The organism is Flavobacterium sp. UBA4854, assembly GCF_002399805.1.
Taxonomy (GTDB): Bacteria; Bacteroidota; Bacteroidia; order Flavobacteriales; family Flavobacteriaceae; genus Flavobacterium; species Flavobacterium ginsengisoli.
The window spans coordinates 13,487-23,087 of record NZ_DHEI01000052.1 but is presented as its reverse complement, the minus strand read 5'-3'; the positions used below and the strand labels follow the sequence as shown (position 1 = coordinate 23,087).

General features: G+C 32.4%; 10 protein-coding genes and 1 pseudogene. 5 read left to right on the top strand and 6 right to left on the bottom strand.

From position 1 onward, the window contains the following. Positions 1-61: 61 nt before the first annotated feature. Positions 62-436 carry a GreA/GreB family elongation factor gene (locus B3J44_RS07585; RefSeq protein ID WP_198856923.1) on the top strand — a complete coding sequence of 125 codons (375 nt, stop codon included), beginning with the start codon at positions 62-64 and terminating at the stop codon, positions 434-436. A 76-nt stretch (positions 437-512) separates the two neighbouring features. Here B3J44_RS07585 and B3J44_RS07580 read toward each other — a convergent pair whose 3' ends face one another. The 3 genes from B3J44_RS07580 to B3J44_RS07570 all read right to left on the bottom strand — a co-directional run bounded on the left by B3J44_RS07580 (position 513) and on the right by B3J44_RS07570 (position 2,553). After that, on the bottom strand, positions 513-1,337 hold the full coding sequence (locus B3J44_RS07580) for a DoxX family membrane protein (protein WP_286967522.1): 825 nt from the start codon (positions 1,335-1,337) through the stop codon (positions 513-515). Between the two features lie 482 nt (positions 1,338-1,819). Then, positions 1,820-2,293, bottom strand: coding sequence for a hypothetical protein (locus B3J44_RS07575; protein ID WP_286967520.1), 474 nt, complete (start codon positions 2,291-2,293; stop codon positions 1,820-1,822). A gap of 23 nt (positions 2,294-2,316) precedes the next feature. Next, entirely contained in the window at positions 2,317-2,553 is a 237-nt protein-coding gene (locus tag B3J44_RS07570) for a helix-turn-helix domain-containing protein (protein WP_286967518.1), read from the bottom strand. 106 nt (positions 2,554-2,659) lie between these two features. On the opposite strand from B3J44_RS07570, the gene B3J44_RS07565 reads away from it, so the two are divergent. Then, on the top strand, positions 2,660-2,986 hold the full coding sequence (locus B3J44_RS07565) for a hypothetical protein (protein WP_286967516.1): 327 nt from the start codon (positions 2,660-2,662) through the stop codon (positions 2,984-2,986). Positions 2,987-3,058: 72 nt separating this feature from the next. Here the strand turns inward: B3J44_RS07565 and B3J44_RS07560 are convergent, their stop codons facing one another. Genes B3J44_RS07560 through B3J44_RS07550 form a run of 3 tightly spaced genes read right to left on the bottom strand, consistent with a single transcriptional unit; the run spans position 3,059 to position 5,690 of the window. Further along, complete coding sequence (locus B3J44_RS07560; RefSeq protein ID WP_286967514.1) at positions 3,059-3,751, bottom strand: toll/interleukin-1 receptor domain-containing protein; 693 nt, start codon at positions 3,749-3,751, stop codon at positions 3,059-3,061. Between the two features lie 50 nt (positions 3,752-3,801). After that, the gene (locus tag B3J44_RS07555) at positions 3,802-4,110 is read right to left on the bottom strand and encodes a hypothetical protein (RefSeq protein WP_286967513.1); all 309 of its coding nucleotides are present in this window, start codon (positions 4,108-4,110) and stop codon (positions 3,802-3,804) included. A gap of 26 nt (positions 4,111-4,136) precedes the next feature. Continuing rightward, positions 4,137-5,690: an HD domain-containing protein gene (locus tag B3J44_RS07550; protein ID WP_286967512.1), complete on the bottom strand. Its 1,554-nt coding sequence runs from the start codon at positions 5,688-5,690 to the stop codon at positions 4,137-4,139. A 417-nt stretch (positions 5,691-6,107) separates the two neighbouring features. Between B3J44_RS07550 and prfA the strand changes: the two genes are divergently transcribed. From prfA to B3J44_RS07535, 3 genes and pseudogenes are all read left to right on the top strand, one after another. Beyond that, the gene (gene prfA, locus B3J44_RS07545) at positions 6,108-7,184 is read left to right on the top strand and encodes a peptide chain release factor 1 (protein ID WP_286967510.1); all 1,077 of its coding nucleotides are present in this window, start codon (positions 6,108-6,110) and stop codon (positions 7,182-7,184) included. Between the two features lie 279 nt (positions 7,185-7,463). Next, positions 7,464-8,597: a lipoprotein gene (locus B3J44_RS07540; protein WP_286967509.1), complete on the top strand. Its 1,134-nt coding sequence runs from the start codon at positions 7,464-7,466 to the stop codon at positions 8,595-8,597. 315 nt (positions 8,598-8,912) lie between these two features. Further along, positions 8,913-9,601, top strand: a pseudogene (locus B3J44_RS07535) (hypothetical protein); the annotation flags it as partial.

Below are 9,601 nucleotides of genomic sequence, written 5' to 3'. Positions count from 1 at the left end.
GTGGTATTTGGTAATAGAGTTGTATCATGCCTTTACTTAAATTGAAGTAAACAAGAAAGTCATGTCACAAAATATAATTTTAACAACAGGAACATACGATTTAATTAAAGACCATATTAGAAGAAAAAAAGTAACAATAGAGGAAGAAGAATTGTTATTGAATCAATTAAAAAACGCTTCTCAAGTATTGCGAAAAAACTTGCCCGAAGATATTGTTTCGATAAACCGAAGAGTTACTTACAAAGACCACAATAAAAATGAAGAAAAAACAATTCTTTTAGTTGGTCCAGAAAATGTAAAAGTAAGCAAAAACAAAATTTCTGTTCTTTCAGACGAAGGAATTGCAATGGTAGGCTACAAAGAAGGCGATATTATCGAATGGCCTGCTAAAAAAGGGAATCTGAAACTGGAGATTCTTAAAGTACAAGAAGTGTAAACTAATTTTTACTTTAAATAAAAAACATCCCAAAAAGAAGATCTCTTTGCGGGATGTTTTTTTTTTAAATTTGAGTTTAAATTGCTTCTGAAGCCAAAAGCTCTTTTTTAGAATCGTTTGTTATTGCAATTACCAATGCAATGCCGCAGAAAAGTAAAGCAATAATGGCACGTACAATTTCATTTCCGCCACCAACAGTTGGGTTTGCAACCGCATCTTGAATATGGAAGAACAGTACAAAAAGTAAAAGCATTAAAGCCAAAAGAAGCGAAATAGGTTTTATCCAAAGCTTGAAAATTATCGAAATGCCCGAACAAATAAGTGCAACGCCTACAAAATAAGTCCAAAACATAGTTCCTGGCAGCCATTTAGGAACCATTGTAGAAACAAACTCAGCAAAAAGAAAATGGCTTAAACCAAACAAAAGCATTAAAAGCGAATAGAAAATTCGTCCAACAGGAATAAGTTTTTCTAGAAATTTGTCGAATTTGCTTTCGCTTTTATTAGCACTATAAGAACCCGCCAATACAAACGCTCCGCCGCTATACGTTAGTTCTTCAATAGCATTGATCCAGATTTGCGTGGCGTTGGTTTTATCGGTATTAAAAATGAAAATAAACGGAAGATGAGAAACAATAAAAGCGGCAAGAAAAGCAAAACCTAAATAAAGACAGACTTTTCTGGTGTCGATAAATTTAATGGTAACGATTCCCGAAATAGTAATTCCCGCCCATATTAAAACAATTCCGGTAAGGATAGAAAAAACAGAATATTGATGTGCCCAAGCGGGAAAAGGTGATAAAATTTCAGATCGAAAATCTTTAATAATAAGCTGATGTACTCCCAAAGCAATAATGCCGATACCGTAAAATAAACGGCCGAGTTTAATAAGTCCTTTCATTAATAGTGGTTTTAGATAGTAAATTTGTTTTTGGTGTAACCAAATATATAAATTTATTGCTAAAATACTGATTTAATGAGGGTTGGTTTTTGTCTATCCGTACAGTTTTGTGATTTCGACGTAAGGAGACCCGAGCGATAGCGAACTGGCGAAGCAAATCTTCGCAAGTAGCTCCAAAAAGGTTTTCCACATTGTAACCACATAGTATTGTCATTTCGACGTAAGGAGAAATCTCCGCAAGGAGCTCTACAAAGATTTTCCATATTGTGACCACAAAGTTTTGTCATTTCGAGGAACGAGAAATCACACTCGTTTATCTACAAAGATTGGCAAATATACTTTACGGAGTTTCTAGTGTGATTTCTCCTTACGTCGAAATGACAAAACTAGGAGGAAACAGAATGATTGCGTTCACGAGCGAGACGCTCGCGCTAGCAAGGAGGGCACGGATTGCAAATCCGCGCTAACAGGTAACAGATAAACTAAGAATGATACTTCTCAATAACTTTGTCGATTATATTTTCCGCCCACAAAAAAGTATCTTCTTCCCAATGTGCAATATCACAATTTCTCAGCGTTTGCATTTTTTGGCGTAATTTTTTGAGCAAGTCAAGATTTGGTTCACGTATGTTTTCTACATACATAATATCTTGCAGAATCCAATATGCATCTTCAAGTGGCAATAATAAATATTGAGTAAAGAAAATCTCGTAAATGTCAACAATTTTTATAATTCTATTAGTATCATAATTTAATAGAGTACAACAGAATTGATACCTTTCATCGTCCGTAAAATTATTTAATTCTTGGATAAAGTCTCGCCATTCATTTTCATTAAAAGTATCAAGAATTTGATAGATTAACTCATCACCTTCGTAGTGCCAAAAATCACCATCGATGTCTGCGTTGTCATTAATGATTTTTTTTATACTCTCAATTTTCTTTTCTAAACTCATATGTTTTCGATGAAATGTCTTTTTTACAAATCCTTAATTAATTCACTTGGATGAATTTTTAAAGCTTGTGCAATTTTAAACAAAGTGCTTACTTTCATTTCTTGCGAGCCTTTAATGTATTTTCTTAAATTTTCTACATCCATTTCAGCATCATGAGCAACTTCTCTTGGTTTTAAATTATTACTGTCAATCATATCTTTTATCTTATTTCCGAGTTCTTTTACAACTTCTGGAATTTCGCTTTTTCTTTCTCTTTTCATAGAAATGAAATTACAAGTAATAGATTGTTTTGATATGATTGTTAAAAATCGATTGTTTTCAACCGAAATTTTATATATTTGTTTAAATTTGTAAAATAAATCTTATATGAAAATAGAAATAGAGAATAAAGAAAGACCCGAAGAATTGTTAGAATTAATAAATAAAGGAAGATATTTTACCAAACTAAAAGCAGTGCCAAAAGAAACCAACTCGTTTACAATACCGCTAAAAGTATCTTCTTATAACGAATTAAATCTAATGGTTTCAGATTTGCTAAAAGCAAGTATTATTTTGCTTAATCCTGATGCAAACGGTTTGTCGAGTTTTACAAAAGACTTTAATGTCAATGTTATGACTTTGCTTGAAATTGCCTTGCAGTTATTGCCAGAAGATGAAATGGAGTTGTTGGATGATTTGTGGAAATTTCAATAGGAGGATTATTATAAAAAGAAAAGCGCAAAGTCTGTGGGACGTTTGCGCATATTGGATTTTTACTCTTTAAATTTAGTTTGTAATAGGTTCTGGAGCGACCAATTCTGCTAACTTGGCTGCAACGTCTGACATTGTTTCCTCAATGGTGCTCAAACCACTTCTTGAGCCAAGTAAAGGGCTCACCTCACGTAGATCTTCAAAAGTTGTGTTGTGAATAATAGGAACTAGTAAGTCACGAGCTAAAAGAGCAGACAGCTCTTTGTCGGCAATTCCTTCTCCTTTTACTCGTTTAAGAAAAGAGGGGGTAACTAAAACAATACCAACGCGAGACTTTGCTAATCCTTTGTCTATTTCACGTAGCAAAGATGAACCCAATAAAACATCTTTTTCACTAAACCAAACAGATACACCTTTTGATTCTAGTAAATCATGTAGTTCTTTAGCTGCATCTTTTCGATCATCCCATGCATGACATAGAAAAACATCTCGTAAGTCTGGCAAATCTGAACGTTTTTCTACATTTTCACGGACAGGTGTAAGTGTTCGGATTTCTGCAGGTGTATAGAGAATAGTCGAACCTGCTGAAGACCAACGTGCTCTCGTTCTATTTTGTCCGCTGCTACTGCGACTTCCGTAATTACTTGAGGGTGAAGAATAAGTAGGATACGAATTGTAGCTACGATTATAACGACTACTGCAAGCTGGGCAGGCCGCCGCCCCACTTGCTGTTCGATGACCATTTACTGGTGCTGTACATCTTGCCATAGTATAAAAAATTAATTGGTTATGAGGTTAATTAGTTAATATAAAGTTGTCTACATTTTATCTTCCCATGATTCGGAGAAGTTTTCCATGACTATATTATTTTTCTTCCATGTAACAGTAACTATATTTAGATCGGGGTTTATTTGAAATGTTTTACACTTATCTTTGGACTCATAAGTAACAACTATATTTTCAAGTTCATCGCCAATTATATGTTTTTCCCCATATAGAGTAGCACCTCCAGAATTGTAATCCGATTTTATAACATTATATTCTTCTGTAGATGGTAATGAGAAAATTTCTCTTGCATTAGCGGTAATTTTAATTTCCTCGATTATTTTTTTGTATAAAGTTTCCATTTTTTTATTATGTTTTTGATACTTGATTAGTCCTCGATCAAGGAATTGTCTTTTAAAAGTTCTTTTATTTGATTTTCAATTTTGATAAAATCTTCAGCAGTTTCAAAAGTTCTTCTGACATAAATTCTCTTAATAAATACGTTTGTCATACTTAAAAATTCCATTTCGTCACTTACTTTATCCCATTCGTTACTAATTGTATTAAGATCTTTATCAATTAGAACTGATTTTGATTTATCTAAACCCTTTAAACCTAAATTTGATGAATAATTTTCTTGAATGAAAATTCCTTTAGCCTCAAGTTGATTTTTAATTTGATTGAGTTTAATTTGATCAAATTTGTAAGTGTTAAAATCACTGCTTTTTTTTGCGTTTTTAACATTTATTCTTTTTTCGTAGCAACGCTTCCATAAATTTCGATCAATTAATTCATCTAATACAATATTCTCGATACAATTCTCACCACAAACATCACAGCCATTATCGCTTAATATATTTTTGAGAGTTGAATTGAAAAAATATTCATCTCCGTTTTTACAATAAAATTCTTCATAATCTTTAAAGTTTTTTACATTATCTAATACACTTATTTTAGTTAGATGTCTAAAAACGAAATCTAACATTGAGTTAGTTGCTGAATTTGTTTTATGAAAATAAACTTGATTATACAAGTGATTTCTAGATTGTATGAATCTAATAACAGAATCTAAGCCACTTTTTTTTATTCCTAATGTTACTTTTCCATTATGTTCTATTGGAAGTAATGAAGTTAATATTCTACTTTGGTCAAAAAAACCATACTTTACTCCAGAATAGAAACTGTCTCTATAAAGATAATCCATTCTGTCAGCGTCAAAAGGAAAACTAGCGATAATAGAATTGAAATAGTTCGTGTAGTTTTTGTCTTTTATAATAATTTCATGATTAGGTAGAAATGAGGGATCAATCATCTTTAAGATGTTTTTTAAATTTATTTGATCTCTTATTTTTAATGATTCATTTGTTAAATATTTATTTTTTTTGAGTGTATTAATGATTTTAATAATAAAAACACATGATACAAGTTCATGTTCTATCCTTTTTGTTTCTAAACCTTTAGCTGAAATATAGTGAATGATGTCATCTAAAAAAAGTTCAAAAATATCAGACTCCGTTTTAATTATTTCAATCAACCTATTTCCAGTAATTGTGAAATCATCAAATTTATGAGAAGTAGGGCCGTGTCCAATATCATGTAATAGTGCTGCAAGTCTTAATTCTTGTAAGATAGTTTCAAATTCTTCATTTACTAAAATGTCTTTAAGCGATTTGAATTTCTTGTTTACGCCATATTTTTGTTTTTTTAAATATGTTACTTCAACATTTTCATTCGATTTATTGAAAATAATTTCTGATAGATGCATAACACCAATAGAATGTTCAAATCTTGTATGGTTAGCTCCTGGAAATATGTAGTTAAGCAATGTATTTTGTTTAACCTTTCTTAATCTCCCAAAGATTTTTTGATTTATAATAAATTCCTCTATTTCAGTAATTTCAATTAATCCATGTATTGGGTCTAAAATTTTTCCTGTTTTCATAATATTCTTTTAATTTTTTTTTCAAATATCAATATGAATTTGATTTTTTTTTGGTGTTAATAATCATAATAAACAAACGTCGTATTTAATTTGAATTATTCATTAAGTAAAAACACCTGAATTTGTATGCAATAAAAATAACTTGTTTAAATTCAATTGCATTACGGAAAACCGTAAACATAATTATGAAACCCAAAGCCCTAGCCCTGATAGTAGCGGCATCCTTTTTAGGCAAACGAAAAAGATCTTATTAAACCGTAAAGTTTCTGCCTAAAAAGATATAGCGGATAGCAGGAAACAGCTCCTAAAAATCATTACAATTCCACTAAATATTCAACTTAAAATGTTCAAAAAAGGAACACTAGAATTTTCGATAAAAATTTTGTAATTTTGCCGTCCAATAAAAGGAATTAGAAAATGTTAGATAGACTTCAATATGTAAAGCAGCGTTTCGATGAGATTTCGGATTTGATTATTCAGCCGGATGTTATTTCTGATCAAAAACGTTATAAGCAGCTTAACCAAGAATATAAAGGGATAAAAGCGCTTGTTGAAAAGAGAGATGAGTACATCATAGTTTTAGCAAACATCGACGAAGCAAACGAAATTATTGCTGACGGAAGTGATGCTGAAATGGTGGAAATGGCCAAAATGCAATTGGATGAAGCAAAAGAACGTCTGCCAGAATTGGAGGAGGAAATCAAATTTATGCTTATTCCAAAAGATCCTGAAGACGCGAAAAACGTTATGGTGGAGATCCGCGCCGGTACGGGTGGGGATGAAGCGAGTATTTTTGCTGGTGACTTGTTTAGAATGTACACGAAATATTGCGAATCTATGGGATGGAGATCATCCGTAGTAGATATGAATGAGGGTACTTCTGGAGGTTTCAAAGAGGTTATTTTTGAAGTTACTGGTGAAGATGTATATGGAACTTTGAAGTTTGAAGCGGGTGTTCACCGTGTACAACGTGTTCCTCAGACAGAAACTCAAGGACGTGTGCATACATCGGCTGCAACGGTTATGGTTTTGCCAGAAGCAGAGGAGTTTGATGTTCAGGTAGATATGAACGATGTTCGTGTCGATTTCTTCTGTTCGTCTGGACCTGGAGGGCAGTCGGTAAATACTACGAAATCGGCTGTACGTTTAACGCACATTCCAACAGGTTTGGTGGCGCAATGTCAGGATGAGAAATCGCAGCACAAGAATAAAGATAAAGCTTTGATGGTATTACGTTCTCGTTTGTACGAAATGGAATTGGCCAAAAAGCAAGAGGAAGATGCTAAAAAACGTAGTTCTCAGGTAAGTTCTGGAGACCGTTCGGCTAAAATCCGTACGTACAACTACGCGCAAGGTCGTGTAACCGATCACCGTATCGGTTTAACGCTTTACGATTTAGGAAATATCATGAATGGTGATATTCAGAAAATTGTTTCTGAGCTTCAGTTGGTTAACAATATGGAGAAATTGAAAGAAGCTTCGGAGGTTTACTAAATTTCTGAGATGCTAAGATTCTAAGATAAAGAGGTTCTAAGTTTTTTTTTAGGACTTTGTAATAATATTAAGCCGAACATTTGTTCGGCTTTTTTTTGTGAAAAACCTTAGAATTAGAAGGTTGCAATTTTTGAGAAAAAACTTAACATTTTGTTTCGGGGCATCTTAGTATTTTTAAGAAAAAAAATGTATTTTCGGCGCGTTTATAAGAAAAATATTAAGTTAAATTTAAAACATGCTATTGCCCGACATGATAAACGGGATTTATTAACAAAATATATGAAGAAAATAATTTTACTTTTTGTTCTTGCTTTAGGACTAACATCTTGTTCTAATGATTCGCAGGATGATAATTCGCAGCCAGAAGTTGTTTATGCTGACGTAAAACCAACGCAGTCAAAATATAAGGCTTATTATGGAGCTAAAATCACAAAATCTACAGGACAGACATCAAAAACTGCTGAAGTAGGTTCTGGCACTGAAACTATAAAACCTGTTTCGGTTATTTTCTATCCGAGAACTCAAACTATCGGGTTCTCCAATATTTTTGATAATAGTACGGTGGAGTATAAAGTAACTAATATTGTTAAAGAGGCATTAAAGACTATTTATAGTTTTCAAATCAACAATGTGGCGTATACTTGTACGATTTCAGAAAAAACAGATTCAACTGCTGCAAATGTTGTAATTAGTTTTTCAGGTGGTTCTTATAAGTTTGATATATCTGAATCTGCTAAAAATAAAATTGCAAAACTGGTTTCGAAAGTAGTCTATACATCAAAGAATGTGAGCGATTTAGATTATGTTGTTGAATACACTTATGCAGATACTCTTTTAATTAAGTCAATCCGTAATTATAAAGATCAACTTACTTTAAAGCCTTCGGTTTTAACTACTGATTATAAATATGATGGTTCGAGATTAATAGAAAAAACTGTTACGAATGATAATGGAAATTATACTAAAATAAGTTATGAATATGAGAACAATTTTATAACTAAAGCGACAAGTGTTTCGAGTACTAATCAAGTTAGGATATATATCTATGAGTACGATAATCAGGGAAGACTTAGTAAAGCGTCTGGCAAAACAGGTACGGGTACAAGTTTTTTTGAAATAACAACTTATACTTATGAAAAAAATAAATTGACAAGTGTTGTTACAGATTCTGCACAATCATTCCGTGATACAGAAGTAAGTATTTACGAGAGTGATCGTAAACCTTTTTTGATCTCGCAAGAGTTGATTTTAAATCCTTTTTTGTACATGAATTTTACACATAGTGGCTACACAGATATGAATGGAGAGTATTCTGTTTATTGGGATAGAACGTTTGAATATACAACGGATGGTTATCTAACGAAGATGTTAAGTGAAGATGATTCAATAACATACGAATACGTAGAGGAATAAAAAAAGCCGAACAAATGTTCGGCTTTTTTTATGGAAAAAATTTAGCATCGCTTTTTTAATGAAAATTTAATGTTCGGAATTTTAGATTGTTAAGACTTTATTTCTTTAAAAAGAGTGTCATAAATTAAGGCCAATACTACAGAAGAATATTGCGAAGTAAGATTTATAAGACTAGTGCGTAAAACTTAGTTTCTTAGAATCTTAGCATCTTAGAACCTAAAAAAAACTAGCTTTTTTTGCTGAATTTTTTATCTCATATTTGTCATGCTTTTATACCCAAAAAGAATACTAAACCAACCAAAACCAATCTAATTTATGAAGAGAACTTTACTTCTATTTTGCTTCTTTGGAAGCTTTTTTTATGCGCGATCGCAATCGTATTTCGGATTTAGAGATGATAATTTTGCAGGAATTCAGTCGGCATTGTTTAATCCTTCTAATATTGTGGATTCGAAGTATAAAGCCGACGTTACGTTTGTATCTGTAAGCGGAACTGGGCAAAATGATTTATACGGAGTTAATTTTGCCAATATATTAGACGGCGGTTACGATCTGGATACTCAAGCGAGCAAGAATTTCAAATCGAATAATAGGGGGAATTTTAATGCTGATATTATGGGGCCGTCTGTTATGCTTAATATTACGCCTTTGCATAGCGTTGCACTTTTTACGCGTGTGCGTAGTGTTACAAATCTAGTTGGCATAAACGGACAGCTTATTGATGAGGTTAATAAAGATGTAAATGCTTCTGATAATTTTTTAATTGCAGGCGGAAATCCGAATGGTGTTTCGAATTCTTGGGCTGAAATTGGAGCGAGTTATGCGACGGTTTTGTTCGATCATGACGATCATTTTGTAAAAGGCGGAATTACTTTAAAATATTTAATGGCGGGCGTAAACGGTTATATCAACGGAAATGATTTGAACGTAGCTTTTACTAAAAATGAAGCAAATCCTTCGTTGAGCGAATATTATTCGACAGGAACAATAAAAACAGCAGCGAG

Bases quoted from the DNA above. Each gene is read 5' to 3' on its own strand.
- B3J44_RS07585 (WP_198856923.1), top strand. From the start codon at position 62: ATGTCACAAAATATAATTTTAACAACAGGAACATACGATTTAATTAAA.
- B3J44_RS07580 (WP_286967522.1), bottom strand. From the start codon at position 1,337: ATGAAAGGACTTATTAAACTCGGCCGTTTATTTTACGGTATCGGCATT.
- B3J44_RS07575 (WP_286967520.1), bottom strand. From the start codon at position 2,293: ATGAGTTTAGAAAAGAAAATTGAGAGTATAAAAAAAATCATTAATGAC.
- B3J44_RS07570 (WP_286967518.1), bottom strand. From the start codon at position 2,553: ATGAAAAGAGAAAGAAAAAGCGAAATTCCAGAAGTTGTAAAAGAACTC.
- B3J44_RS07565 (WP_286967516.1), top strand. From the start codon at position 2,660: ATGAAAATAGAAATAGAGAATAAAGAAAGACCCGAAGAATTGTTAGAA.
- B3J44_RS07560 (WP_286967514.1), bottom strand. From the start codon at position 3,751: ATGGCAAGATGTACAGCACCAGTAAATGGTCATCGAACAGCAAGTGGG.
- B3J44_RS07555 (WP_286967513.1), bottom strand. From the start codon at position 4,110: ATGGAAACTTTATACAAAAAAATAATCGAGGAAATTAAAATTACCGCT.
- B3J44_RS07550 (WP_286967512.1), bottom strand. From the start codon at position 5,690: ATGAAAACAGGAAAAATTTTAGACCCAATACATGGATTAATTGAAATT.
- prfA (WP_286967510.1), top strand. From the start codon at position 6,108: ATGTTAGATAGACTTCAATATGTAAAGCAGCGTTTCGATGAGATTTCG.
- B3J44_RS07540 (WP_286967509.1), top strand. From the start codon at position 7,464: ATGAAGAAAATAATTTTACTTTTTGTTCTTGCTTTAGGACTAACATCT.